The 26,700-nt window shown below is 44.3% G+C and carries 27 protein-coding genes; 23 read left to right on the forward strand and 4 right to left on the reverse strand.

The genetic code is table 11. The annotated features are described in order from the left end of the window. Window positions 1-12 precede the first annotated feature (12 nt). The 10 genes from accC to ACHUFM_RS00620 all read left to right on the forward strand — a co-directional run bounded on the left by accC (window position 13) and on the right by ACHUFM_RS00620 (window position 8,344). On the forward strand, window positions 13-1,380 hold the full coding sequence (gene accC / locus ACHUFM_RS00575; protein ID WP_394178542.1) for an acetyl-CoA carboxylase biotin carboxylase subunit: 1,368 nt from the start codon (window positions 13-15) through the stop codon (window positions 1,378-1,380). After that, a complete protein-coding gene (gene pxpB / locus ACHUFM_RS00580) occupies window positions 1,377-2,045 on the forward strand; it encodes a 5-oxoprolinase subunit PxpB (RefSeq protein WP_394178544.1) in 669 nt (222 codons plus the stop codon). Before accC ends, pxpB begins: the two co-directional genes overlap by 4 nt. Next, a complete protein-coding gene (locus ACHUFM_RS00585; RefSeq protein ID WP_394178546.1) occupies window positions 2,042-3,007 on the forward strand; it encodes a 5-oxoprolinase subunit C family protein in 966 nt (321 codons plus the stop codon). Before pxpB ends, ACHUFM_RS00585 begins: the two co-directional genes overlap by 4 nt. Then, on the forward strand, window positions 3,004-3,468 hold the full coding sequence (locus ACHUFM_RS00590; RefSeq protein ID WP_394178548.1) for a hypothetical protein: 465 nt from the start codon (window positions 3,004-3,006) through the stop codon (window positions 3,466-3,468). Before ACHUFM_RS00585 ends, ACHUFM_RS00590 begins: the two co-directional genes overlap by 4 nt. Further along, window positions 3,465-4,226 (forward strand): LamB/YcsF family protein, encoded by a 762-nt coding sequence (locus ACHUFM_RS00595; protein WP_394178550.1) that lies wholly within the window; start codon window positions 3,465-3,467, stop codon window positions 4,224-4,226. The genes ACHUFM_RS00590 and ACHUFM_RS00595 overlap by 4 nt, the downstream gene beginning before the upstream one ends. A gap of 168 nt (window positions 4,227-4,394) precedes the next feature. Further along, window positions 4,395-5,141, forward strand: coding sequence for an SDR family oxidoreductase (locus ACHUFM_RS00600; RefSeq protein WP_394178552.1), 747 nt, complete (start codon window positions 4,395-4,397; stop codon window positions 5,139-5,141). 90 nt (window positions 5,142-5,231) lie between these two features. Then, window positions 5,232-5,936, forward strand: a complete 705-nt coding sequence (locus ACHUFM_RS00605; protein WP_394178554.1) for an amino acid ABC transporter permease — start codon at window positions 5,232-5,234, stop codon at window positions 5,934-5,936. Window positions 5,937-5,942: 6 nt separating this feature from the next. Further along, window positions 5,943-6,659: an amino acid ABC transporter permease gene (locus tag ACHUFM_RS00610; protein WP_394178556.1), complete on the forward strand. Its 717-nt coding sequence runs from the start codon at window positions 5,943-5,945 to the stop codon at window positions 6,657-6,659. Between the two features lie 53 nt (window positions 6,660-6,712). After that, window positions 6,713-7,438, forward strand: coding sequence for an amino acid ABC transporter ATP-binding protein (locus tag ACHUFM_RS00615; protein WP_394178558.1), 726 nt, complete (start codon window positions 6,713-6,715; stop codon window positions 7,436-7,438). A gap of 72 nt (window positions 7,439-7,510) precedes the next feature. After that, window positions 7,511-8,344 carry a transporter substrate-binding domain-containing protein gene (locus tag ACHUFM_RS00620; RefSeq protein WP_394178560.1) on the forward strand — a complete coding sequence of 278 codons (834 nt, stop codon included), beginning with the start codon at window positions 7,511-7,513 and terminating at the stop codon, window positions 8,342-8,344. A gap of 212 nt (window positions 8,345-8,556) precedes the next feature. Here the strand turns inward: ACHUFM_RS00620 and ACHUFM_RS00625 are convergent, their stop codons facing one another. Beyond that, on the reverse strand, window positions 8,557-9,438 hold the full coding sequence (locus ACHUFM_RS00625; RefSeq protein WP_394178562.1) for a LysR family transcriptional regulator: 882 nt from the start codon (window positions 9,436-9,438) through the stop codon (window positions 8,557-8,559). 191 nt (window positions 9,439-9,629) lie between these two features. Here ACHUFM_RS00625 and ACHUFM_RS00630 point away from each other — a divergent pair, with 191 nt between their 5' ends. From ACHUFM_RS00630 to ACHUFM_RS00655, 6 genes are all read left to right on the forward strand, one after another. Then, window positions 9,630-10,334 (forward strand): CoA transferase subunit A, encoded by a 705-nt coding sequence (locus tag ACHUFM_RS00630; RefSeq protein WP_394178564.1) that lies wholly within the window; start codon window positions 9,630-9,632, stop codon window positions 10,332-10,334. Window positions 10,335-10,363: 29 nt separating this feature from the next. Further along, a complete protein-coding gene (locus tag ACHUFM_RS00635; protein ID WP_394178566.1) occupies window positions 10,364-11,023 on the forward strand; it encodes a CoA transferase subunit B in 660 nt (219 codons plus the stop codon). 57 nt (window positions 11,024-11,080) lie between these two features. Then, on the forward strand, window positions 11,081-12,256 hold the full coding sequence (locus ACHUFM_RS00640; RefSeq protein WP_394178568.1) for an acetyl-CoA C-acetyltransferase: 1,176 nt from the start codon (window positions 11,081-11,083) through the stop codon (window positions 12,254-12,256). 132 nt (window positions 12,257-12,388) lie between these two features. Next, window positions 12,389-13,762, forward strand: a complete 1,374-nt coding sequence (locus tag ACHUFM_RS00645; protein ID WP_394178570.1) for a short-chain fatty acid transporter — start codon at window positions 12,389-12,391, stop codon at window positions 13,760-13,762. A gap of 204 nt (window positions 13,763-13,966) precedes the next feature. Beyond that, window positions 13,967-14,962 carry a lipid A deacylase LpxR family protein gene (locus ACHUFM_RS00650; RefSeq protein WP_394178572.1) on the forward strand — a complete coding sequence of 332 codons (996 nt, stop codon included), beginning with the start codon at window positions 13,967-13,969 and terminating at the stop codon, window positions 14,960-14,962. 290 nt (window positions 14,963-15,252) lie between these two features. After that, window positions 15,253-16,317, forward strand: coding sequence for a lipid A deacylase LpxR family protein (locus ACHUFM_RS00655; protein ID WP_394178574.1), 1,065 nt, complete (start codon window positions 15,253-15,255; stop codon window positions 16,315-16,317). A 77-nt stretch (window positions 16,318-16,394) separates the two neighbouring features. On the opposite strand, the gene ACHUFM_RS00660 is transcribed toward ACHUFM_RS00655, so the two are convergent. Then, a complete protein-coding gene (locus tag ACHUFM_RS00660) occupies window positions 16,395-17,015 on the reverse strand; it encodes a DsbA family protein (RefSeq protein ID WP_394178576.1) in 621 nt (206 codons plus the stop codon). Next, window positions 17,009-17,875: an MBL fold metallo-hydrolase gene (locus ACHUFM_RS00665; protein WP_394178578.1), complete on the reverse strand. Its 867-nt coding sequence runs from the start codon at window positions 17,873-17,875 to the stop codon at window positions 17,009-17,011. Before ACHUFM_RS00665 ends, ACHUFM_RS00660 begins: the two co-directional genes overlap by 7 nt. Before the next feature lie 120 nt (window positions 17,876-17,995). Between ACHUFM_RS00665 and ACHUFM_RS00670 the strand changes: the two genes are divergently transcribed. Continuing rightward, window positions 17,996-18,895, forward strand: coding sequence for a LysR family transcriptional regulator (locus ACHUFM_RS00670; RefSeq protein ID WP_394178580.1), 900 nt, complete (start codon window positions 17,996-17,998; stop codon window positions 18,893-18,895). A gap of 49 nt (window positions 18,896-18,944) precedes the next feature. Here ACHUFM_RS00670 and ACHUFM_RS00675 read toward each other — a convergent pair whose 3' ends face one another. Then, entirely contained in the window at window positions 18,945-19,802 is an 858-nt protein-coding gene (locus ACHUFM_RS00675; protein WP_394178582.1) for an inositol monophosphatase family protein, read from the reverse strand. A gap of 271 nt (window positions 19,803-20,073) precedes the next feature. Between ACHUFM_RS00675 and ACHUFM_RS00680 the strand changes: the two genes are divergently transcribed. The 6 genes from ACHUFM_RS00680 (at window position 20,074) to ACHUFM_RS00705 (ending at window position 26,699) form a co-directional block, all read left to right on the forward strand. Next, window positions 20,074-20,904 carry a transketolase gene (locus ACHUFM_RS00680; RefSeq protein ID WP_394178584.1) on the forward strand — a complete coding sequence of 277 codons (831 nt, stop codon included), beginning with the start codon at window positions 20,074-20,076 and terminating at the stop codon, window positions 20,902-20,904. After that, window positions 20,897-21,847 carry a transketolase family protein gene (locus ACHUFM_RS00685; protein WP_394178586.1) on the forward strand — a complete coding sequence of 317 codons (951 nt, stop codon included), beginning with the start codon at window positions 20,897-20,899 and terminating at the stop codon, window positions 21,845-21,847. Before ACHUFM_RS00680 ends, ACHUFM_RS00685 begins: the two co-directional genes overlap by 8 nt. A gap of 11 nt (window positions 21,848-21,858) precedes the next feature. After that, window positions 21,859-23,340 (forward strand): FGGY family carbohydrate kinase, encoded by a 1,482-nt coding sequence (locus ACHUFM_RS00690; protein ID WP_394178588.1) that lies wholly within the window; start codon window positions 21,859-21,861, stop codon window positions 23,338-23,340. A gap of 247 nt (window positions 23,341-23,587) precedes the next feature. Beyond that, entirely contained in the window at window positions 23,588-24,520 is a 933-nt protein-coding gene (locus tag ACHUFM_RS00695) for a D-ribose ABC transporter substrate-binding protein (RefSeq protein ID WP_394178590.1), read from the forward strand. A gap of 68 nt (window positions 24,521-24,588) precedes the next feature. Further along, complete coding sequence (locus ACHUFM_RS00700) at window positions 24,589-25,182, forward strand: DUF2291 family protein (RefSeq protein WP_394178592.1); 594 nt, start codon at window positions 24,589-24,591, stop codon at window positions 25,180-25,182. Next, a complete protein-coding gene (locus ACHUFM_RS00705) occupies window positions 25,182-26,699 on the forward strand; it encodes a sugar ABC transporter ATP-binding protein (protein WP_394178594.1) in 1,518 nt (505 codons plus the stop codon). Before ACHUFM_RS00700 ends, ACHUFM_RS00705 begins: the two co-directional genes overlap by 1 nt. Window position 26,700: the final 1 nt, after the last annotated feature.

Genomic DNA, 26,700 nt, shown 5'->3' on the forward strand with positions numbered 1-26,700 from the left:
AAGGGGGTTTTTATGTTCAACAAGGTGCTAATAGCGAACCGAGGCGAGATTGCGTTAAGGGTTCTGCGGGCTTGTAAGGCGCTCGATCTAGCCACGGTGGTGGTGTATTCAACGGCCGATAAAGACGCCAGCTACGTGGCGTTGGCAGATGAAGCTTACTGTATTGGTCCTGCGAATTCGACCAAGAGCTACATGAATCAAGCGGCTTTATTGGGGGTTGCTAAGGTTTCTGGCGCACAAGCGATCCATCCCGGTTATGGTTTTTTATCCGAAAATGCAGGGTTCGCAGAAAAAGTGATGCAAGCCGGACTGATTTTCATTGGTCCTTCGCCAGAAAATATCCGTGTTATGGGCGATAAAATTGCCGCACGTAACGCCATGCTGGCGAGCAACGTTCCCTGTGTGCCCGGTTCAAAAGGGGCACTAGGCTCAGACGAATCGAGTCTACTGACGATCGCAGAAAACATCGGTTTTCCTGTCATTATAAAAGCCTCTGCGGGTGGCGGTGGTCGTGGTATGCGAATCGTTCATGACCCTAGTGAGTTGCTGTCAGCGGTGAAGCTCACACAAGAAGAAGCCCGTAAAACCTTCGGTAATCCGGAAGTGTATCTGGAAAAGTTCTTACAACACCCAAGGCACATCGAAATTCAGGTAGTGAGTGATTCTCATGGCAACGCCATTTGGCTTGGAAGTCGTGATTGTTCATTACAGCGTCGTCATCAAAAGGTGTTAGAAGAAGCGCCTGCTCCGAATGTAGACAGTGAACTGTTAGCAAGAGTAGGTGAGCGATGTGCACAGGCTTGTATGGCAATCGGTTATCAAGGTGCGGGAACCTTTGAATTTCTTTATGAAGATGACGAGTTCTATTTCATCGAAATGAATACCCGTATACAGGTTGAACATCCGGTGACGGAAATGACCACAGGGCTAGATATTGTCCAATTACAAATTCAAATCGCTCAAGGTGAAAAACTGCCATTAGAGCAAGCCGATGTTGAATGCAAAGGTCACTCGCTGGAGTGTCGAATCAACGCCGAAGATCCCGATTCCTTTGTGCCGACGCCGGGCAAGATTACGGGTTGGGAGGCGCCAGGTGGTTTGGGGGTGCGTGTCGATACACACATTTATAGCGGTGCAGTGATTTCGCCTTATTACGATTCTATGGTGGCGAAAATCATTACCCATGGCAAAGACCGTGATGAGGCGTTTGCTAAAATGCGCTTAGCGTTAAGAGAAACACACTTAAGTGGCATTTTATCCAATATTCCGTTGCATCAAACATTGTTGGATGACCCTTCGATACGGTCGAGTAGTGTGGATATTCATTATTTAGAAAAACTCTTGAGCCCATCGGGTGATGCCAAGGAGGCCACATCATGATTGCCAATGTAGAGCAGCCTTTCATTAGCTTGTTAGGAACGTCTGGCATTTTGCTGCAAGCCTCTGCGCCATTGCAGCTTGAAACCCAGCAAAAAATCTGGGGGTTAGCGGAGCAAGTCGAACGTTGGCCGAATGTATTAGAAGCGATTCCTGGTATGAACAACATCCTGATTACCTATCTTGAATTGCCAGAGGACATTGAACCGATAAAAGCCAAATTGCTTGACGCTTGGCGCCATGTTGAAGGTATTCAAAAAGATGGCAAGGTGATTGATCTGCCAGTGATTTATGGCGGAGCTGAGTGTGGGCCACACATGCAGGATGTGGTGGCGCATACCGGTTTATCGATAGAAGAAATTGTGCGTCGTCATACCGCTCCGTTATACCCCGTTTATGCGTTAGGGAGTCACCCCGGCTTTTGTTATCTCGGTGGAATGGATCCGACCTTGGCCACGCCAAGAAGGCAAGTGCCTATTACTGACCTTCCTGGTGGGGCCGTGTCTATCGGTGGTGTACAGACCGGGGTTTCCGCGTCACAAGGGCCAAGTGGTTGGAACACCATAGGTCGTACCAAAATGCAGTTTTTTGATGTCAATAAAATGCCGCCTGCTTTATGCCGTCCTGGTGACTATATCCGTTTTTGTGTCGAGGAGATCATTCAATGATTGAGATTATGTCTTCTGCCGCACTTTGTACTGTGCAAGATTTTGGGCGCTTAACGTCTCGCCGATATGGCGTGGGTACGGCTGGTGCGATGGATCAGCTTTCCTTAGCTGCCGCTAACATCATGCTGGGGAATCCTGAAAATTCAGCGTGCATTGAGATTCCAATTTTCCCTTTTAAAGTGCGTTTTACGCAGGATTGTGATTTCTCCGTGACGGGAGCAGAAGGAGAGGTTTCTTTAGATAACAGTAGGTTGCCGACTTGGTGGGCGTACTCAGCTAAGGCAGGACAAGTACTCACCATTCGTCGGCCTAAAACAGGGTGTCGAGCCTATTTAGCATTGGGTGGCGGTATTGATGTACCGGTTGTTTTAGGTTCCAGAAGCACGCAGTTACGAGGCGAGTTTGGCGGGCTAGAGGGGCGTATGTTGCAAAAAGGTGATTGCTTACCCGCCATCCAAGCAACGGATAATCGCCCATTAGATTTTGGTATGACATCTCCGTTATCCGCGCTGGCTTTTGAACAGGAAAATACCATCGAGCTGCGTGTTATTACTGCAGCAGAATACGACGAATACGCCGCAGAAGCGAAAGCGCTTTTCTGGAGCAATCGTTGGAAGGTCACGCCGCAGAGTAACCGCTATGGCTATCGTCTGCATGGTACGGAAATTCGCCCTGAGAAACCGATTGAAACCCTTTCTCACGGTATCGTTCCGGGGGTGATTCAGATTCCGCCGGGAGGCCAACCTATTATTCAGCTGCGTGATGCTCAACCTTCAGGCGGCTATCCGAAGTTTGGCACGGTAATTGAAGCTGATCTTTGGCGAATAGGGCAAGCAGCGATAGGGAAACACATTGTTTTTAAAGAGGTTTCGCTTAAAGACGCGGCAGCAGCCATGCAACAAAACAAACGATATCTTGATGATATTAAGCAGATGATTTCACTACAGGAGGCATTCGTATGATGGATAAAAATACCTCGGAACTTGATGTCGAATTCATCACAACCTTGAGTTCATTACTAAACCGCTCTGATCTGACCGAGTTGCGGCTAGAGAATGCTTTAACGTCCATCCATTTAAAACGTGAGCAAAGCGGAAATATTACCGCAGAAAAAATACCGTCAGCCGAGTTGCAAATGTCTGTTTGTGAGCAAGGTAGCCTCTCTAAATCACAAAGTGCTAAAGAGACCATCGTGTCGCCAACCGTTGGGATACTGCACCTTTTTAATAGCGAGTTAGGCTTCCCCAGACAAGTTGAAGCAAAAGAATTATTGGCCACGATTCATGTTGGTTTACTGCAGTTACCGGTACGTGCGGTTAAAAAATCGGTCATTGAGCAGGCAGAAATCCAAGACGGTCAAGTCGTGGAATACGGCACGGAACTTTTTCAGTACGACTCTCAAAATTTAGGTTTTATGTTATGAAAATTGATTTAAATGCAGACCTTGGGGAGGGCTTTGGCCCTTATACCATGGGCGATGACGCGGCACTTATCCCCATTTTGTCATCCGCTAACCTGGCTTGTGGGTTCCATGCTGGAGATCCATTAATCATGCGTAATACTGTCAGATCAACAAAAGTATCAGGCGTAGATTTAGGTGCTCATGTTGGGTTTGATGATGTTCAGGGTTTTGGTCGCAATAAAATAGCATTGCCGCTTGAGGCATTAGAAAGTCTGGTGATTTACCAACTTGGCGCACTCTCGGGTTTTGCTCGGACGGAAGGTCATAAGCTGACACATATGAGTTTTCATGGGGCGTTGGGAAATCAAGTCGCCGCCGATCATGAACTGGCCGATGCGCTTCTTAAAATCGTTGCAGAATTTGATTCTGAGTTGATTATTAGTTCTTCCTCTAGTGTGGCCATGGAGCGTGCTGCCCAGCGTCATAACCTAAGAATAGAAACCACTTTTCTAGCGGATCGAGCTTATGAGGCATCGGGTTTATTAGTGCCAAGGAGTAAGCCGAACTCGGTTATTAAGGATGAAAAACAGGTCCTGCAACGAATTGACCAGCTACTCAACGACGGTACAGTCACTTGTTATGACGGTGAAATAGTCGCCATGCCAACACGATCCATTTTGGTGCATGGTGATACTGATGGTGCAGTCAATTTAGCCGGAAAAATACGTCATTATATTGAAAAAAATGGTGGTGTGATTACGCCATTATCAAAACTATAAAGTTGATTTATAAGGTGTTTTTTAAACATAAGGCAATCTTATTGCTAGACACAAAATTCATCTTATTCATTTTTTCAAATTACCTATAAATTGAATTTAACAAGAGCGGATTATGGGCCATTCATCCTAAATCAGCCAACTCATACTTTATTTTAAAAGGAACATTTCATGCCATTTTCAACTTACAAAAAAGCCTTAATTACGGGTGCCTCTTCAGGCATTGGTGCTGCTACCGTTGAGCGTTTAACTCAGGAAGGAATCGAAGTGCATGCGCTTGCTCGTAGTGCAGAGAAGCTTGCGGAATTATCAAAAAAAACCGGTTGTATTACTCATGCTTTTGATGTGACGGATTTAGACAAGTTAACAGCACTTTGCCTTGAACACGATTTCGATATTTTGGTCAACAGTGCTGGCGTGGATCGACCTGGTTCTATCTTAAAAGCCGATGCTGAGGGGATTGATGCTCTGCTTGATGTGAATCTGCGTGCTGTTTTACAGCTTTGTCGATTGACCCTACCAGGTATGGTTGCCCGCGATTGTGGCCATATTATTAACATCAGCTCTATCGCAGGCGCTTATAACTTTGGTGGGAACTCGACTTACCATGCGACGAAATCCGCCGTGAGTATGCTTTCTCGCCAATTACGAATTGATGCTTTTGGAAAACGAGTGCGTGTGACAGAAATTTGCCCAGGACGGGTGGCAACCGATATTTTTGCTCACGTTCATGGTGATTCAGAAGCCACCTATAAAAACTACATTGAAGGCTATGAATTGCCTGTTGCGAAAGATATCGCCGATGCGATTGCTTTTGCGATTGATGCGCCCATTGCCGTTAACGTCGGTCATATGGAAATTACGCCGACCATGCAAGTACCTGGCGGGTTGCAAACAACGCGACCAACCGATGTTTAATGAATTCTGGAGTCGCTGCTTTTAAACGCTGTATAAAGAGGTTAAGCGGTTTAGAAGCAGCAGAATGGTAAACATAATTAGGGATTCTACATGAGTCAGTTTACACAAGGCCTCGAAAAAGTTCTTCAAGGCGATTACCTAGATATCATTGTTCGCGGCATCAAGATGACACTTGAGCTTGCCGCTTTATCTTGGGTACTGGCGATGGTCATTGCGTTAAGTTTGGTGGTCATTCGTTTGACTAACAATAAGGTAGCAGGTTACGTGGTAGCAGGCTATGTGTCTTACCACCGTAATATCCCCACGCTTGTACAATTGATGCTGTGGTACTTCGGTATCTCGTCCTTGTTCCCTTATGAATTACAGATGTGGTTGATTGATCAAAATGCCGAGTTTCTCTTTGCTTCTGTTGCATTAGGGCTGTGTCAGGCCGCTTACTTTTCCGAGGACATTCGCAGTGGTATGCGTGCCATACCGACAGGCCAGGTGGAGGCGTCTAGAGCACTAGGGTTCGGTTACTTACGTTCCATGTATTACATCATTTTGCCGCAAGGTATTCGTAATGCCTTGCCTTCGCTTATCAATCACACTGTGCTGCTTTTTAAAAACACCAGTTTGGCGATGGCGATTGGGGTGGTTGAGCTCACGTATGCGACGAGAGAAGTGGAAAATTATACTTTTCTCACGTTTCAGTCCTATTTAGTAGCCACTTTGGTTTACCTGTTTTTCTCGCTATTACTGATGTTCAGCGGTGCTCTTTTAGCGAAGAAACTCAATAAAGTGTATGCGAGGTAATCCACTATGTTTGCAAATGTCATTGATATATTAAGCCAGTATTGGGAGCTGTTCCTGATTGGTCAATACCCGCATGGTCCTTTAGGTGGGTTAGTTAACACCCTAATTTTGGCTTCTTTGGCGTTAATTATTGCCTTTCCATTGAGTGTACTGTTAGCGATCGCACGAACGTCTCCCTTTGGCATATTTCGTCATCCCGTTACGGTTTGGGTGTATGTGATGCGTGGTATTCCGCTGATCATGATTATCTTTTGGACGTACTTTTTAGTGCCATCGTTAATTGGCCGAAACATTGGTGGTTTTACCACTATGTTATGTACCTTGGTGCTTTATCAAAGTGCTTACTTATGTGAAATCGTGCGAGGCGGCTTGCAATCTTTGCCAGCTGGCCAAGTGGAGGCTTCCAGAGCGTTGGGGTTGGGTTACTTTAGAACCATGTTTTTTATCTTATTGCCTCAGGCTTTGTATAACTCGATACCTAGTTTAATCAGTCAATTCATTTCAATTATTAAAGAAACCTCGCTTGGTTACATTATTAATGCTCAAGAAATGACCTTTGCTGCGAACCAAGTTAATAACCAGCTATTAGTCAAACCCTTTGAAGTGTATTTCATTTTAGCGGTGACCTATTACATCTTATGTTTTGGTCTGACTCAGTTAGCTCAGTGGTTTGAACGTCGTATCGAAAAGAAACGGCAAGGCAGTGATGTGCTAGCAACCTGAGATGAAAGTTTTGCCTAACAACTTCTTAAGATTAATAGACATTGGTGAACGATATGATTGTTTTTTCAAAAGTAAATAAATGGTACGGCGAATACCAAGCGTTGGCAGATGTAAACGCTGAGGTGAAAAAAGGCGAAGTAGTGGTTGTTTGTGGGCCATCAGGCTCAGGTAAATCGACGTTAATTAGAACGGTAAATCGATTGGAAGAAATTCAGGGTGGGCAGATTTTGTACAACGGCCATGATGTTTATGGTGTTGGTGAAAACTTAAACACGCTCCGTAGTCGGGTTGGTTTTGTCTTTCAGAATTTCAATTTATTCCCGCACATGTCGGTGTTGGACAACATCATGTTAGCGCCACTGAAATTAAAAGGCTTAAACACCTCTTATGTAAAAAACAAAGCGCTCGAGTTATTAGACATGGTGGGGATGTCTCACAAGGCCAACGCCTACCCGAATCAGCTATCAGGTGGTCAACAGCAGCGTGTGGCGATTGCGAGAGCGCTGGCGATGGAGCCGCCTGCGATGTTGTTCGATGAACCAACCAGTGCACTTGATCCAGAAATGGTCGGTGAAGTATTGAGTGTCATGAAGTCGCTAGCAAAAGAAGGCATGACGATGATGTGCGTCACCCATGAGATGAACTTCGCTCGTGAAGTAGCCGATAAAGTTTGGTTTATGGATGCCGGGAAAATATTGGAAACCTCTGATCCAGAAACTTTTTTTCAAAATCCTACGCACCCTAGAGCGCAGAGTTTTATTCGTGATATTCGCGGTTAGTAAAGCAAGAGTAGTTTGTAAATGAAGTACTGAAAACGATGTAATTAAACCAACTAAAAAAGGAACATAACGATGATAATTAAATCAATTACAGCAACCTTGGCCTTAAGTACACTTGCCATTTCAGCAGCTCATGCTGATCAATGGTCAGATATTCAAAGCAAAGGCAAATTTGTGTGTGGTGTCTTTGCCGATGTGCCACCGTTTTCATCTCCAGATCCTGAGACTCGTCAATTAGTCGGTATGGATACGGATTTGTGCAAAGGCCTTGCTGATAAATTAGGCGTGCCAGTAGAACTTAAGCCACTTTCTGTTGAAGCGCGTATTCCTGAGCTTCGCCAAGGTCGAGTGGATGTGGTGATTGCGAATCTAGCCTACACAAAAACACGTGCTGAGCAGATTCAATTTAGTGATCCTTACTACATTGCCCGTGAGCGCCTTGTTGTTAAAGCGCCATTGGCAAACAAATCCAAAGACTACTTTAACGGCAAAAAACTCAGTTCTACGAAAGGCTCAACGTCTGAACAATCGATTCGTTTAGCGGGTGCAACGCCAGTAACTTTCCAAGATACAGGTTCGGCGTACCTAGCCGTTTTACAAAATAAATCCTTGGGTGTTGTGACTAATGGAATGACCGCTCGTAGTTTAATCCGCAGCGCGAAAGAAAGTGGCGTTGAGCTGGCTATGATTGACGATGCTATGGCATTAGAGCCGGTAGGAGTTGGTATGCGCCAAGGTGAAGCCGCGTTTTATGCAAAAGTGAATACCGCTTTAATGGCCATGGAAAATGATGGCACCATAGATAAAATTTGGGACACATGGATTGGTGTGGATACGGTTTATGGCATTAAACGTGTCGATAAAGTGCAAAAAATCGCAGACTTGGATTTTGAACCACTGAACTAATGTGAAATGGCTCACTTAAACCAACTAAACAATGAGTCGGTTTAAGTGTGCAAGTGTTAGATTGAGAACCCAGTTAACCTCTTTAAGCTGCAACTTGAAGAGGTTTTTTTTGGGCTCGGACTATAACGATAGTACAGGATTGAGTGTAATAGAAGATTCTTTGGATAGGAAAGTCATTTTCTTAATACAATTCAACGTCACTAACATGGCGCTCAAGCATAAGTATCAATTAACACATCCAGCATGGCGGCAGCAGCGATGGATAAGTTAGACCTAGGTTGGCAAATCACGCCAACGCGGCGACGTATTTCAGGTTCTATCACGGGGCGGCAGATTGCGCCTTGCTCTATGGCTTGTTGTCGGCACAGTGCGGGGACAACAGCGACGCCCATGCCTTCGCTGACCATGCGTCCCACCGTAGCAAGTTGGTGCGCATCAAATGCCACGTTGAGTTCAATACCTGCTTTATGGAGTGTGCTCTCTATCATGGCACGAACACTGGAAGGGCGTTGTAAGGTGATGAAATCGTATTCTAATAGGGCGTGCCAGGATATGGTCTCTTGCACTTCTAATGGGTGACCTTTTGGTAATATCGCGATAAACCTGTCTTCATAAAGAGGGTGAAAAGCCAAATCCACAAGGTTACTTGGTTCGAAGGAAATCCCCAGCTCCACTTGGTTGTTTCGTACCATTTCTACCACCACATCAGATAACACATCATCAATGGCGACCTGAATATTTGGGTATGAAGCGTGATAGTTACGAATGGCTTTTGGCAGCAACGACGCCGCAAAAGAGGGCATGGAAGCAATGGTGATTTTGCCAAGCTGTAAGGCAAAACGCTGCTTCATCTCGTCTTCGGCGTTTTCCCATTGGGCCAACAAGCGTCTGGCTATTGGCATCAAGGCTTCACCTTCTGGTGTTAAGGCAATATGGCGTGTCGTTCTAGTCAGCAATTTCCCCCCCAAATTATCTTCTAAGCTCTTAATAGATAAACTCAGTGCAGGTTGTGACAAATGTAATTGTGTCGCCGCGCTGGCAAAACTCATTGACTGAGCGACAGCGAGGAAGGCTTTTACTTGTTTAATATTCATAGATACCTTTGCACAATTGTTGTGTAAGCCAATGCTTAATCTAAAAGTCTTTTATTGAATTTTCGTGGTTCAAATATATTTGAAAAACTTATTAATAAATAGAAAAAACAAATTTAATTAATTTATAACCTTAGGTCAAACTGGTTGGAAGTGAAAAGTTATCTAAAAATAATAAAGATAGGAGAATTACTATGGCCGGTTTTGACAAAGTCGTTGCTTCTTATGAAGAAGCCATGATCGGGCTAGAAGATGATATGACGGTGCTTGCCGGTGGTTTTGGTCTGTGTGGTATACCAGAAAATCTGATCGCTGAAATCAAACGCAAGGGCACAAAAGGCTTAACCGTTGTATCGAATAACTGCGGTGTCGATGGCTTTGGCTTAGGCATTCTGTTAGAAGACAAGCAAATCCGCAAAATGGTGTCGTCTTATGTTGGCGAAAATGCCTTGTTTGAAAAGCAATTATTGGAGGGCGAACTTGAAGTCGAATTGACGCCTCAAGGTTCGCTGGCAGAAAAAATGCGCGCTGGTGGCGCGGGTATTCCTGCGTTTTATACCGCAACAGGCGTTGGTACGCCTGTTGCCGAAGGTAAAGAAACCAAAGTATTTAATGGCCGTGAATACCTGTTGGAAGAAGCCATCGTCGGCGACTTCGCTATCGTTAAAGGCTGGAAAGCCGACCGTTACGGCAACGTAATCTATCGCCACACTGCACAGAATTTCAATCCTTTGGCGGCGACCGCTGGCAAGATCACCGTAGTGGAAGTAGAAGAAATCGTCGAGATTGGCGAATTAGACCCAGCTCATATTCATACTCCCGGTATTTATGTGGATCGAGTGGTGCTCGGTACCTTTGAAAAACGTATCGAAAAAAGAACCGTTAAGACCGCCGAATAAGACAACAGAATAAGAAAAAGAGGTTTCCTATGTCACTGACCAGAGAACAAATGGCACAACGTGTTGCCCAAGAATTACAAGACGGTTTTTATGTCAACCTAGGTATTGGTATTCCTACTTTAGTTGCCAATTACGTTCCTAAAAATATGGATGTTATGCTGCAGTCTGAAAATGGTTTGCTTGGAATGGGCGAGTTTCCTACCGAAGAAACCATTGATGCGGACATGATCAACGCGGGCAAACAAACCGTTACCACAGTGAAGGGAGCGTCGATTTTTTCCTCAGCTGAATCCTTTGCCATGATCCGTGGCGGTCATGTGGATTTGACTGTTTTGGGCGCCTTTGAAGTGGATGTGAATGGTAATATTGCCTCGTGGATGATTCCTAATAAATTGATCAAAGGCATGGGTGGTGCGATGGATTTGGTCGCAGGTGCTGACAACATTATTGTTACCATGACTCATGCTTCTAAAAATGGTGAATCAAAGCTGCTGTCTAATTGTTCTTTGCCTCTTACTGGCAAGGGCTGTATCAAAAAAGTCCTGACAGATTTGGCTTGGCTTGAAATTGAAGATGGCGCTTTTGTGTTGAAAGAAAGAGCACCAGGTGTCTCCGTTGAAGAAATTATCGAAAAAACACAAGGCAAACTCATTGTACCGGATCATGTACCGGAAATGGTTTTTGCTTGAGTGATAAATAATCATTAACCGCGATGAACAACAAATAATAATTATAGGAGTTGTCTTATGAAGGCCGTTATCGTTGCTGCAGCAAGAACACCAATCGGTGCTTTTAATGGGGCTTTATCTTCATTGAGTGGAGTACAACTAGGTACCCAATTATTGTCTGGCATGTTAGCCAAACACCCTATCTTAAAAGAGAACATTGATGAAGTTATTTTAGGTCAAGTACTGACCGCAGGGTGTGGTCAAAACCCTGCTCGGCAAACTGCGGTTCATTCTGGTCTACCAAAACATGTATCGGCGATGACGATCAATAAAGTATGTGGCTCCGGTTTGAAAGCTGTACAACTTGCAGCACAAGCCGTATTAAATGGCGATGCCAACATGGTTGTCGCTGGCGGGCAAGAAAGCATGAGCCAGGCTGCGCACGTATTACCAAACAGTCGTTCTGGTAAAAAAATGGGTAACTGGGAATTGTTAGATTCCATGGTAACCGACGGTTTGTGGGATGCGTTTAATGATTATCACATGGGGCAAACAGCGGAAAACATTGCCAAACGTTGGGACATCAGTCGCCAAGAGCAAGACGCTTTCGCCGCAAACTCTCAGCAAAAAGCCGCGCAGGCTCAAGCAACTGAGCGTTTTGTTGAAGAGATTTTGCCGGTTTCCATTCCACAGCGTAAAGGCGAGCCAGTCATTGTGGATGCAGATGAACAAATTCGTCCTTCAACCACTGCTGAATCGCTAGCGAAATTACGCCCTGCATTTGCTAAAGAAGGCACAGTGACCGCAGGTAATGCGTCCACTTTAAACGATGGCGCAGCCATGGTCATTGTAACTTCAGATGTTGAAGCTAAGCGCTTAGGTTTACCAGTGTTAGCGGTCATTGAAGCGGCAAGTGCAGCGGGTGTAGACCCTGAAATTATGGGGACGGGTCCGATTGCAGCAACACAAAAAGTATTGAGTAAAGCGAACTGGCAAGTGGCCGATCTGGATTTGATTGAAGCCAACGAAGCGTTCGCGGTTCAAGCGCTTTGTGTCAATAAAGAGCTTGGTTTAGACAGTGAAAAAGTCAACGTGAATGGTGGTGCCGTGGCGCTCGGTCACCCTATTGGAGCATCTGGATGCCGAATTTTGGTGACCTTGCTTCATGAAATGCAGCGCCAAAACCTTAAAAAGGGGCTTGCTACCTTATGCATCGGCGGCGGAATGGGTGTCGCTATGTTGGTATCTCGTTAAAAGGTTTTGTACTAGATAGACCAAATAAATAAACGTAATAAAGTGGCATAGCAGAAAGGGGGCTCCTAGTGATTCCCCTTTCTGCTTTCGCTTTTGTCGTCTAATAAAAAATATAAAAAACAGGATAAATTGATGAACACTATCGAACAAAAAAAGACAGTCTTACAAAGCGTAAGCCAATTTTTCGTAACGCTTTTACAGCGATACTTACCCGATCCCTTCATTTTCGCCATCGTATTAACATTTGTTGTGTTCTTGTTTGTGATGCCAAGTACAGGGCAAGGGCCAATGCAAGTGGTAAACGCATGGGCGGGTGGTTTTTGGAATTTGCTCAGTTTCTCTATGCAAATGGCGATGGTGGTTGTGACGGGACATGCTATGGCCAGTGCGCCGGCGTTTAAACGCAAGTTGGCTATGCTGGCTGGTGTAGCGACAACGCCAGGACAAGCGATTATTCTCGTGACCGTTATTAGTGCTATGGCGTGTTGGGTAAACTGGGGCTTTGGTTTGGTTGTAGGTGCTATTTTTGCTCGTGAGATCGCCGCGCGAGTAAAAGGTGTGGATTACCGTTTGCTAATCGCTTCAGCGTACAGTGGCTTCTTATTTTGGCATGGCGGACTATCGGGTTCCGTTCCACTGTCTATTGCTGGTGGGAAAAATATTGAGGCGGTAACAAATGGCGCGGTAACGGCGGCAATACCAACATCAGAAACCATCTTTTCACCGATGAACTTGACGATTTTAGCGGTTATGTTTGTCACTATTCCGCTGTTAAATCGTTTGATGCACCCAGCTCCACAAGACACCATTACGATTGATGCTGAACTGTTGGAAGAGCAAGTCGTCGACGTTGTTGAAAAAGAGAACATGACGCCAGCGGAGCGTCTTGAAAATAGTCGTACCTTGTCTTTGGCATTGGGCGTAATGGGCTTTGCTTATATTATTTATTACTTCGTGACCAAAGGCTTCGCGCTTCACTTGAACATCGTCAATTTTACCTTCTTGTTCGCGGCTATCTTATTGCATGGTACGCCAAAAAGTTTGCTGAATTCGATTTCTCAAGGGGCACGAAACTGTTCTGGTATCTTACTGCAATTTCCATTTTATGCCGGAATCATGGGCATGATGACCGCAACGGGTGATTCAGGCGCTTCGTTAGCTGGTGTTATTTCACAGGCATTTGTGTCTATTTCTAATGAAACCACTTTCCCTCTGTTCACCTTTTTGAGTGCGGGTATTGTTAACTTCTTCGTACCTTCTGGTGGTGGTCAATGGGCTGTGCAAGCACCTATTATGATGCCTGCTGGTGCTGCGCTTGGGGTAGATGCCGCGAAAACGGCGATGGCAATTGCTTGGGGCGATGCGTGGACCAACATGATCCAACCATTCTGGGCCTTACCAGCATTGGCGATTGCCGGGCTTGGTGCAAAGGATGTGATGGGGTATTGCTTGATGGCATTGATCGGTTCTGGTGTGATTATTTCATTCGGTTTCTTAATTTTCTAAGGGCATAGTCGATTTAATCTCAAGTTAGTATTTGATTGAAAAACCACTGTTTGGATCATCCAAACAGTGGTTTTTTGTTTTAAGTTGGCTAATGTCTTGGTGGTTATAGATGTTATGCTTAGGAGTATTCCAATTAGGTTCGACTTATAATGGCGGCAGTTTTTAGATTTTAATGGTTTATATATGTTACCGAGGTTCAACATTGTGCGCAGATTAAACAAGGCATTTAGTCTTAAGTTGTGGCTGGCGAGCCTGTTTTTAATGTCTAGTGTGCAAGCCAATGCCATTGAAAATTTTGTCTCTGCAACACTAGATAATGATGTATTTGTAGGTAAAGATAACGGCTACACCAATGGTATTTATTTTTCTTTTTATAATGTTGCAAATCGTTTAAATCCCAGCTTTTTAGTTCGTCCATTGCTGTGGAGTATGCCAAATGGGCGTGTTTATAATACGATCAATGTTAATAGTATTGGTCAAACATTAACGACGGCGGAAGACATTACGCAAGAAATTCCACCGGATAACTCTTTACCTTACTCTGGCTTGCTTAAGTACACCAATGCTTATGTCACGGTGGGTCCCTATTATGCGGATTGGGTTAGTACATCTTTAGGCATCGTTGGGCCTGCTGCAAAGGGTGAGCAGACGCAAAACGGTGTTCACAGAGCCATTGGGGTGAAAGAAGCGCAAGGTTGGGATACTCAATTAAAGAATGAAGTCGTATTTGGCTTTTCTCGTGGCCGTGCTTGGCGAGTGCTTGCGACAGGTTCAGATACTATGGATTTGCTGGTTGGTGGGCAGGTAAGTCTTGGTACCATTACCAGTGGATTAAATGCTGGGGTGATGCTGCGTGTCGGTCAAAACCTTCAGGATTCTTATGCCACGGTTTTATTAGCAAACTCTAGAGCATCTAATCCTATTGGGGTGAACAATAGTTGGTTTATTTATGCTGGTTTGTCCAGCAACTATATTTACAATCAAATATTTACGGATGGAAATACCTTTCGAGATAGCCGCTCAATAGATTACGATCATAATTACAATACCTTTACCGCTGGGATTACCTACTCAGTGGGCGGGCATGGCGCACTAACGTTTGCTTATAACTCGTCTTTTTCCGAAGAGGAAACGGAAAGAAGTCGTCAAACTGAAAAGCTGAGCCGTTATGGAACCTTAACGCTTGCTTGGCAAATTTAGTTTTTAGGCCCAGTGCGTCGAACTATTGAAGGCCATAAAGATCATAAAAACCACTATTTGAAAACGGTCGGTAGTGGTTTTTTTGATAATGTGAATTGCGTTCAATACTGAGAACCCCCTTCGCTCATCCAGAAAAGTCACTTTCCTTACACAAAAATCGATTTATTTCAAAATTTTCCTAAAACTGTTGTTTAACTTCCACATTGTTATATCTCTTGTCCAGCTTAAGTTGAATTTGTTCAAATTATAATAATTGGTAATTTAGAATCCGTTGCCAATGTAGGTTAAAAATGAAAAAAATGAAAAATATCAGTCAGGATGATGCCAGTCGTTCGACCGTCGAAAGGGCCATTGAGTCAATGAAAAAATCGTTAACAATCCGACAATTGATATTGTGCTTGTCGGTTTTGAGTGCGATTCCTGCGCAAGCTGAGACTCACTGGGTATCTGCTACATTGGATAATGACTTCTTTGTTAATGAAGATAATGGCTATACCAATGGCATTTATGTCTCGCTTTATGATGTTTACGATGACGTTATAGCGCTACCAAAGCCCGATGCTTGGGTTATGCCATTGGCATGGAGTTTGTCACATGAAAATATAGGTCAAGCGGTCAACGTCTATAGCTTTGGTCAATCATTAACGACTCCTTCAGATCTCACTCTATCGAATCCACCAAAAGATTCTTTACCGTATTCGGGGTTGATTAGTTTCACTAATACTTACGTTGTAGTAAGTCCAAATTATGCAGATAAAGTAAGTACTACATTGGGAATTGTCGGGCCAATTGCCTTGGGTAAACAAACTCAGAAAACCATCCATAAAATTATTTCTGCTCAAGAGCCGATGGGGTGGGACACGCAATTGGAGAATGAATTGGTCTTTCAATTTTCGCGTGGGAGAACTTGGCGGTCTTGGGTATCAGAGAGCAATAATATGGATGTATTAACGGGGATTGAAGGTGGGCTAGGAACGCTTAAAAGTGAGGTCGGTGCAGGTTTTATGTTGCGCTATGGACGTAATCTGAATGAATCCTTTCCGACGGTTTTACTCACTGATACACGGGCATCGAATCCATTAGCCGTAAACCGCGGTTGGTTTGTGTATGCAGGGTTGAAGTTTGATTACACCTTTAATCAAATATTTACCGATGGTAATACCTTCCGTAATAGTCGATCCATAGACTATGATCACAACAACAATATGTTCACATCAGGCCTAACCTATGCTTGGGATGAGGCTTCTTTATCCTTTGCTATCAATTCACCATTTAGTTTAAACGGCCGTAAAAATGCGCGTGAAATGGATAAATTGACGCGCTATGGTACGTTAACCTTTGCTTGGCAGTTATAGTATTACTTCGTTTCATAAAAAAACCTCCAGTATTCATTATTTTAATACAGGAGGTTTTTGTGTCACTGATACTCGCCTTATACCAAAGACGCTAAATACGCTTTCCATTCAGTTGGCTTACCGTAGTAAGAACTGTGAGGTAAGCGAACGAACTGGCCATCTTTTTCCATGATCAAGGTCGGAAAACCGCTTACCTGTAACTGTCCCATCAGCTTTTGGCTTTCTTGGATCTCTTCCATCATGGTAGATGTCGCTTCAGCCATTTTTACTTTCCAAGTGGCTTCATCCAGACCTATCGTAACCGCTAAAGCTTGTAACGCTTCTGGTTTATCCAGTTCTTTACCATCTTGGTAATGCGCTTCTTGAATCGTTTTCAGCATCAAATGTGGTTCAATGCCCATCTCAATGCCAACCAAAAAGGCTTGGGTTGGTAAGTATGAGTCAAGAACAAATTCGCCACTGTTTGCTACTCTCGCTTTGTAAGCATCGCCAAAGTGGGCTTTGGTCATCGTGGCAATTTGACCATCGGCCTGCAGAATGTGCTGTCTAAAAGACGGATCAATCGCACGTTTCGGAATCATGCCACCTGGGTGGTAATGAATTTCGAACTCAGTCATCTCTGCTAGTATTCCAATTAACGATGTTGCTCCGTAACACCAACCACACATTGGGTCGAAAAAATAATGTACTTTTACCATTTCATTTCACCTTTATGGACTTTCGCTGCGATGTTTAGGTTCAAAGCACCTTGTGCATTTGGGTATTTCGCTGTCATTGTTTTAATAAATTCTGCGCTGTCTTTGCTGTCCATTTTGGCTTGTTGGAAGGCATTGATGTAGTCAAGAGAATACGTAATGTTCTCAGCCGTTAATGCTGTGCCTTTTGCCATATGACCAGGAACAACCGTTGTTGGTTTAAGTGCAAGCATTTCTTTCAATTGTGCTTTCCAAGCTTCTTGAGACTCATCTGATTGTGCATCAGCCATCCACAAGTGCATGTTTCCGAAGATCGCTACGTTACCCAAAATCGCTTTGTTTGATGGGATCCAAAGGTAAGGGCGGTGGGCTAACACACCTTCCGTACCACGAATCTCAATGGTTTGACCATCAATCGTCAAAGTAGATTGAGTGTAAGCGGAAGGGACGATAGGTGCGACTGGTGCGTTCGCGCCCATTTGAGGCCCCCAAAAAGCCAATTTACCTGCCATTTTTTCTTCAATAACTTTTTTTACAGCAGGCGTAGTAATGATGTCTGCTTTTGGAAAAATGTTGTGCAGAGTTTCCGCACCAAAATAATAGTCTGGATCTGCTTGGCTAATAAAAATGGTTTTGAGTTCTTTTTTAGAATCCAATACTTTAGCGGCAATGCGCAGAGCATCTGCTTTAGTGAAACCAGCATCAATCACCATGGCTTCTGTTTCACCGTATACCAGAGTTGAGTTAACACTAAAGCTGCTAGGAGCCGCGTTATAAACATCGAGTGTTAAAGGTTTATTGTCTGCAGCAAAAGCTGAGTGAGCGATAAGTGCAGAAGCAGCGAATGTAATCAGTTTTTTCATGTTGTCTCTCCAAAGAGCTAATGTTTAATTCATGTGGTCATAATAGAGAATTGACGTGCTCGGAAAAATACATAAAAATGAACATTATTGTTTCTTAAATCGTTCAAGTTGGAAGCTAATATGGATAGAGTGACGGCCGCAAAGGTGTTTATTGATGTTGCGCAATCGCGCAGTTTTTCTCGTACTGCTGATCGTCTAAATATGTCTCGTCCTATGGTGACACGATATATAGAAGCCATGGAAGACTGGTTGAAGATTCGTCTATTGCATCGTACTACGCGGAAGATATCACTGACGAGTGCTGGTGAAGCCAGTTTAAAAGACATCGAACTTTGGTTGGAGCAAGCTGATAATTTTATTTCTTTAGTAAATATTGATGACGAATTATCAGGGTTGGTCCGAATGACTTCCAGTATGTCGTTTGGTTTTTCCCAATTGATGCCAGCAATTCAGGATTTCATGGCACAGCATCCTAAAGTGCATATCGACATCGACTTAGAAGACAGCACCGCCGATCTAACCGAGAAAAGCATCGACCTAGCGATACGAATTGCCTCTAATCCAGACCCATCTTTAATTGGTAAGCCCATCGCACGGTGTGAGTCCGTTCTGGTCGCATCACCTGCCTACTTAGACAAAGCTCAACACGTATTGGGTGATATTCAGCAACCGCAAGATTTATCGAAACATGACTGCTTGGGCTATAAAAACTTTGAGCAACATATCTGGCATTTATCGAAACACGAGCAATTTGAATCGATCACTGTCGATTGTCGCTTAACCATCAATGAAGCCACATCGATACTTCACGGTACGCTCAATGGTGTGGGCATTAGTATGTTGCCAACGTATTTAGTGAATCGCTACATCAACGATGGACGTTTGTGCCATGTATTACCCGAGTGGAAACCAAAAGACATGGACATCTACGCCTTGTATTCGTCTAGAAAGCACCTATCGCCCAATGTTCGAGCCTTGATTGATCATTTAGAACAATACTTTGCTCAGCATCCTTGGTGAGTTAGTTAGATCTGCGCGTTAACTAGATAAATGTGCTGATTTGAATGGTTTAATTTGCTCTAAACCATTCTGCCAATTCCTGCCATTGCTCTTCCGATTGCGCCGCGAGCATTTCCCCATCTAGCATACTTGGGCTGTATTCTTCGCCGCTGAGTAGACGGCACACACCGCCCGTTTCCGTGAAGATCAGCACTCCAGCCGCGTGGTCCCAAGGCATCATTTTATAGGTTAGGCTAAATTGAAAATGCCCCAGTGCCATCTGTCGGTAAGCGGGGCAAGAAGGCAGGTTGTTGATGCGAGCAAAGCGTGTCGCCTTGATAGCAAAGTCTTTTTTTCGGTCACCGACATAGGAATGAATCGACATGATGCCAGCGTGTTGTTCTAGCGGTGTGTCTGCTTGAATGTGCAATGCGACAGGGGCGGTTTCAGGTGCTGTATAGCTACCTCGTTCCGCCTGAGTCGTGGCTTGATAATACGCGCCTTGTCCTTTATTCGCATAAATCCAATCATCGTTTACTGGGTCATAAAGCACACCAAAACGAGTAATTCCTTTGACGACGACAGCCAAAATGATGCCGAAATCAGAAAGTCCGTGAGCAAAGTTCCAAGTACCATCAATAGGGTCAATGATGACACAAGTATCGGCTGTTGCAATTTTATCTGTCGTTGTTGGGTCTTCGGCGACGGCTTCTTCACCGACAATGGCCCAGTCAGGAAAACAGCGCTGAATTTCATGGGTAATAAAATCTTCACTGGCTTGATCGGCAATGGTGACCAAATCACTACGGCTGGTTTTTTCTTTGATATCTTGGCTGTCGAGTTGGCGAAAATGAGGCATAACAATCTCTTGGCCGGTACGACGTAGAATATTGATTAACGTGTCTTGCGTTTTTTGGTCGAGATTCATACTGCCTTACTCCGCTGCATTTCCTTTGGGTGCATCTATTATACGGCATGAGTATGACAATTAGTTTATTGAGTTTGGATATCTTGCCATGACATTTTTTAGGTGAGGTGTTGACAAGGTTAAGATAAAACATAAGAATAAAGATTCGAATATGAATATATATTCAAAAATAGTGGTAAGTAAACAAATAGACTTTGTGTTGGGAGTCTTTTTTTAGTTCTTTTGAGAATATATATTCAGTAAAGAATTTTAATTTTATATAGGAGGGGTCATGAATCCTTTCCAACTTGATGTGAATGGGCTTGAGAAAAAAGCTCGAGCGATTAGGCGTAAAATAATTCGGCTTAATGCCGACAGCCCTGCAGGTGGGCACACTGGAGCAGATCTTTCTCAAGTTGAGATTGTGACGTCTTTGTATTTTCGTTTGTTGAACTGCGCTCCTGATCGAATTTCGGACGATGATCGGGATATTTATATCCAATCAAAAGGTCATGCCGCTGGTGGGTATTATTGTTGTCTTGCTGAAGCGGGGTATTTCCCTGAAGACTGGCTGCCAAGTTATCAACACAATGATTCCCATTTGCCAGGTCATCCAGTTCGTCAGAAAACCCCTGGGGTGGAATTAAATACGGGCGCTTTGGGTCATGGTTTGCCTGTGGCGGTGGGGTTGGCGCTAGCCGCTAAGCGTGATGGTCGTTCGAGGAAGGTGTATGTGTTAACGGGTGACGGTGAGTTAGCCGAAGGCAGTAATTGGGAAGCGGCTTTAGCGGCCTCTCATTATCAGCTCGACAATCTGATTGTTATTAATGACAAGAATAAATTGCAATTGGCAGGACCGACTGAGGCCATTATGAAAACCGATCCGTTGGATCAAAAATGGCAAGCGTTTGGTTTTTCTGTGACCCAGTGTGATGGCAATGATGTCGCTTCAATCGTGAGTACGTTAGAGGGCCTAAAAGCCGAAGGCAAGCCAAATGTGGTGATTGCGAATACCACCAAAGGGGCTGGTGTGTCTTTTATTGCGGGCCGACCAGAATGGCATCACAGAGTGCCAAAAGGCGAAGAAATTAACCTTGCATTGAAGGAGCTAGCCGATGTCTAACAGTGAACATTTAGCCAATGTTATGGTGCAGTGTTTCATCGACGCGGTGAATGATGGCGTTGATTTAGTACCCGTGGTGGCGGATTCGACTTCCACTTCCAAAATTAAGCCTTTTGTTGACCTGTTTCCAGGTCGCTTAGTGAATGTTGGCATTGCTGAGCAAGTGATGGTTGGAACAGCGGCAGGGTTGGCATTGGCTGGAAAAGTCGCTGTGACGTGTAATGCGGCGCCATTTTTAATTTCGCGAAGCAATGAGCAGATTAAGGTAGATGTTTGTTATAACAATACCAATGTTAAGTTGTTTGGTTTGAATTCAGGTGCCAGTTACGGCCCTCTTGCGAGTACCCATCATTCAATTGACGACATTAGTATTATGCGCGGTTTTGGCAATATTCAAATTTTTGCGCCAGCGTGCCCTGTTGAGTGTCGGCAAATAATTGAGTATGCCATACGGTATGAAGGGCCGATCTATATTCGTATGGATGGCAAAGCTTTACCTGTATTACACGATGCTGAATTTCAATTTACGGCGGGTGAACCTTCGTTGCTAAGAGAGGGTAGGCAAGTGGTGATTTGTGCGCTGGGGTCAGTGGTACATGAAGCCGTTGCGGCGGCCGATACGTTAAAAGAAGATGGCCTGGACGTTGCCGTGGTAAATGTGTCGTCTATTCGTCCTCTGAATCGACAAAGTTTGGCCAATCAGCTCAGTGACGCTGATTATGTTATCAGTGTAGAAGAGCATAATGTGAATGGTGGCTTAGGAAGTGTGGTAGCGGAACTCATGGCTGAACAAGGAATGACGGCGAAGTTGGTTCGTTTAGGTGTTGAAGATGGTGGCTATGCGGCTGCGGGGGATCGTTCTTATACTCGAAAAATGCTTTCTATCGACAGTGCGGGCATAGTGATGGTTTGTCAGCAACTTGTTCATGAAACATTGGTTTAAGTGAGGCTCGAATGCGTAATGTAATTCTGGCGATAGACGAAGGCACAACCAACGTTAAATCCCTGCTATTGAATAAACAGGGGGATGTGGTTGGTAAGGGAATGGCGTCGTTATCGATTCGCTTTCCTGCAGCGGGTTTGGTTGAACAAGATCCATTTGAAATCATTGAAAGGATGGAAGCCTCTATTGCCTTGGCAATCGATTCTGTTGCAGACGATGTGATGATTGAGGCGGTCGCCATCAGTAATCAGCGTGAATCCGTTGTACTTTGGGAACGCAATACAGGAAAGCCTTTGACGCCAGTGATGAGTTGGCAGTGTCGTCGTTCTGAGTCTTTGTGTGAGACCTTGCGCCAGGATCTGACATTTAGTCGCTATGTGCAAGAGTCAACGGGCTTAGTGCTTGATCCCATGTTTCCGGCCACCAAAGTGTCAATGGCGTTACAGCAAATTCCTGATGGTCATGCCAGAGCAGTGAAGGGAGAGATTTGCGTTGGTACGATTAACTCTTGGATGATCTGGAATATGACCCAAGGTGTGTTTGTCACGGATGCGTCTAATGCGGCTCGAACTCAGTTTTACCATATTGGCAAGCAAGTGTGGGATGACGCTATCTTAGCGCGCTTGGGCATTGCTTTAGAGACGTTGCCGGAAGTGGTTTCTTCTTCTCAGGTTGTCGGGGTGACAAAGGCATTTGGCTCACTTCAGTCTGGTATTCCCATCGCTTCTCAAATCGGAGATTCCCATGCGGCACTATTTGGCCATGGTGGCTATAAAGCCGGAGTGGTTAAAGCCACCTATGGAACCGGTAGTTCGGTGATGGCCGCTATGCCGACATTACCCAATATTCGTCATGAAATCAGTACCACTATTGCTTGGCAGGATTCCGATTTATTTTATGGGCTTGAGGGCAACATTACTCACACTGGTTCGGCGATCGATTGGGCTAGACGAATGCTTGGCGTGGAGACTATTGAGGCTATGTGTGAGCTTGCAGGGCAAGCGGACCCAAATCATTCCGTTTTCTTTGTACCGGCTTTGTCTGGGCTGGGTGCACCTTATTGGGATTTAGAGGCAACAGGGATTTTTTGTGGTCTAAAAAGCTCAACAGAACGAGCAGACATAGCGCGTTCGGCGTTTGAGTCTGTTCTTTTTCAAGTCGCGGATGTGTTTAATGTGATCTCAGATGAGTTACCGGAAAAGATTGAGTATTTGTGTGTGGATGGTGGGCCGACACAAAATGATTGGCTGATGCAAGCCCAAGCTGATTTATTAGGCGTTACGATCCGACGTGGTGAGGTGGCCGAAGTATCGGCAGTGGGTGCTGGGTTGCTGGCAGGATTGGCCATCGGCTGGTGGCAAACAAAAGATGAGCTTGATCGTTTGCAGAAAGCATTTACTGTGTTTTCACCGAGACAGGATAAGTACGAATATTGGCAAGACCGTTATCAGTCATGGTCTTTGGCAATAAAAAAAGCACGTTTGGCTTGTTAATTTAACCAATTGTATTTTAAGGACAGAGCGCTCAAGAACCGAGTGTTTAAGCGTCGTAATGGTGTCAGTAATGCGGGTTATTCTCTATTACTGTGACATAAGGAAAATGGACTTTTGTGGTATCTAAAATGAAAAATCAGACAGTTAGATTTTTTACTCTGGTGATGTAGACATCTCTTGAGGTGTTTATTACACTCTGGTTGCATAAATAACTAATATTGAATATATATTCAATGAGGAGAATAATATGAATAAGAAAATCCTTGCTACTACGTTGTTTGGTCTATCAATTGCTTTTTCAAATATCGCTTCGGCGAATGGCTTGATCGCGATTATTACACCATCCCATGATAATCCATTTTTCAAATCTGAAGCGATGGGGGCTAAGGAAAAAGCTGAAGCGCTTGGATACAGTACGCTTGTGGCCTCCCATGATGATGATGCGAATAAACAAGATCAGCTTATTTCTACCGCCATAGCTCGAAATGCCAAAGCCATAATTTTGGATAATGCGGGGGCAGATGTGACGATTGGGGCACTGGAAAAAGCCAAAGCGGCTGGCGTGCCTGCCTTCCTTATTGATCGTGAAATTAACAAAACCGGTGTGGCCGTTTCGCAAATTGTGTCGAATAACTATCAAGGCGCGCAATTGGGTGCGGAGAAGTTTGTTGAGTTAATGGATGGTGAAGGTTCCTATGTCGAGTTACTTGGTCGTGAATCCGATACTAATGCTCGTGTGCGCTCTCAGGGATATCATGATGTCATTGATGATTACAGTGATCTAAAAATGGTGGCTCAACAAACGGCTAATTGGAGTCAAATTGAAGCCTTTAATCGAATGGAATCGATTCTTCAAGCTTATCCAGATATTAAAGGCGTGATCGCGGGTAATGATACGATGGCATTAGGTGCGGAAGCGGCATTAAAAGCTGCGGGTCGCAATGAGGTCATCGTGGTGGGATTCGACGGCAGTAATTATGTTCGAGATTCTATTTTAGCGGGTTCAAACATCAAGGCGACGGTTTTACAGCCTGCTTGGGATCAGGCTCAAATGGCGGTCATTCAAGCTCATCGATATATTGAAACCGGTTCAACGGGTGTTCCTGAAAAACAATTAATGGATTGTGTTTTGATTGATGAGTCCAATGCTAACCAGCTTGATACGTTTGCTTTGAACTAAAGCTTATGCAGAAGCAAGGCTCATTTTGCTTCTGCTTTTTTGACGTTACATAAGTATCAAGGGTAGCAATGATGTCTAACTATTCTGTATTTAAAATGCTCTTTTGGAGCCTTGCCCTGATGGGATTGGTCGGTTGTCATGTGGTGGATTTGGATGAAAAGGGTGAACCCATTATCCCCATGTCTGCGGCTGATGCTGAGCTGTTGAAAAACATGACACCGAATGCCATTGCCGACAAGCTTTGGCCTTCTATAAACAAGGACGCGCAACAGAATGCAGTGGCCTTGTCATCGATTGAGAAAGACTCGAGTGTGGTGTCCTTTGTACGTTTTCAGGGTGTCGTAAGTCGCTTCGACGAAGCTAAACTCAAAACCTCTCTCGTCGTAAACGCGGCGGGTTATGATGTCGCATTACAATTTGGGAAAATCATCAAAGGAAATTCCATTCGAGATGCCGCGTCGATGATTTCGTTTAATCAATTCAAGAATCAAATTCAATTCGCACAATTGTCCAAAGCTCTAAACAAAAAAGCCATTACTCAAGTTGTGACACCCGATAGTAGTTGGGTGGATCAGCGGATCAGTGTGTTGGCTGCAGTGACAATAAAAGCGAATAAGGTGACACATGCTGTGCCTCTCGAAATCAGTAAAGAGGGGATGTGATGTCTAGTTCAGATGAAAACGTCATTTTACGTGCTGAAGACATCTGTATGGTGTTTCCTGGTACGAAGGCTCTCGATCACGTGACTTACAAGGTTTATCAAGGGGCGGTGAACGTCATTATTGGAGAGAATGGCGCCGGAAAGTCCACCTTAATGAAGATTATTTCAGGCGTGCAATCACCAACGGAAGGGCAGCTTTATTTGAAGGGCAAGAAGGTTTACATCACAGGACCTCGCTCCGCGGCCCAACACGGTATTGGCATGGTACATCAAGAGCTGAATTTGTCTGAAAATCTGACCGTGGCGGAAAATTTATTTTTAGGAAGAGAGCAGCAAAAAGGGGTTTTACCAATCGATGAGCGTCATCAAAATGCGATTGCTAAACAAACGATGGCTCGATTGAAACAAAATATTGAACCGACTGAGCTGGTGGCCAATTTAAAGGTTGGTCAGAAGCAGTTGGTGGAGATTGCTAAGTCCTTAATTGCTGATGTCGATATTTTAATCCTGGACGAGCCAACATCGGCATTGAGTAAAAAAGAAGTGCAAATTCTGTTTGAGGTAATTAATGATTTAACTCAGCAGGGCGTGTCTATTGTTTATATTTCTCATCGACTTGAAGAGCTGATGGCAATAGGTCAATACATTACGATTTTACGGGATGGTAAGTTCCAGTCAGAGGCTATGGTTAAAGACATTGACGTTGCTTGGATTGTCCGCGAAATGCTGGGTAGTGAACCGGTGACCAATTTTTTAACCGCCGATCGTTGCTTTGGTGAAGTAGTACTTCAGGCTAATCATATTAATCTGGTAAACGAAGCAGAAGTGACGCTGGTGGACGATGTTTCGTTTTCATTAAGAGCCGGTGAAATCGTAGGTATTTATGGTTTGATGGGCGCAGGACGAACCGAGTTATTTGAATGTTTGCTGGGTAAAGTAAGTTTTTCGGGTGAATTTACGCTGGACAAGCAAAAGGTTAATAGCCGCATGAGTACCTCTGAACGCATTAAAATGGGATTAGGTTTGGTGCCTGAAGACAGAAAACAGTCAGGTATTTTTCCGATTAGCTCGGTTTCCAATAACTTGTCTATGTCGAGTTTGTGGAAGCGGCTGAAAGGTTTAGCCATCAATGAGGTGGTGGAAAAAGAAGCGATCACGAAAACGATTGATGAACTCTCTATCAAAGTGTCTTCTCCTCAAGTTGAAATACAGGCGTTAAGTGGTGGTAATCAGCAGAAAGTGGTGATTGGTCGTGCTCTATTAACAGAGCCTAAAGTACTGTTACTGGATGAGCCAACCAGAGGCATCGACATTGGTGCAAAAGGCGATGTATTTGAAATGATGGTTAAGTTGTCAGAGCAAGGTATTGGTATTTTGTTTTCAACGTCGGACTTAAAAGAAATTATGGCGGTCTCTGATCGAATATTGGTGATGTCTAATGGCAAGTTAACGGCCGATTTAATGAGAGACGAAACCAATGAATCACAATTAGTTCATGCCAGTGCTCAAGGATTTTAAT

It is taken from the genome of Marinomonas posidonica (assembly GCF_043643765.1).
Classification (GTDB): domain Bacteria; phylum Pseudomonadota; class Gammaproteobacteria; order Pseudomonadales; family Marinomonadaceae; genus Marinomonas; species Marinomonas posidonica_A.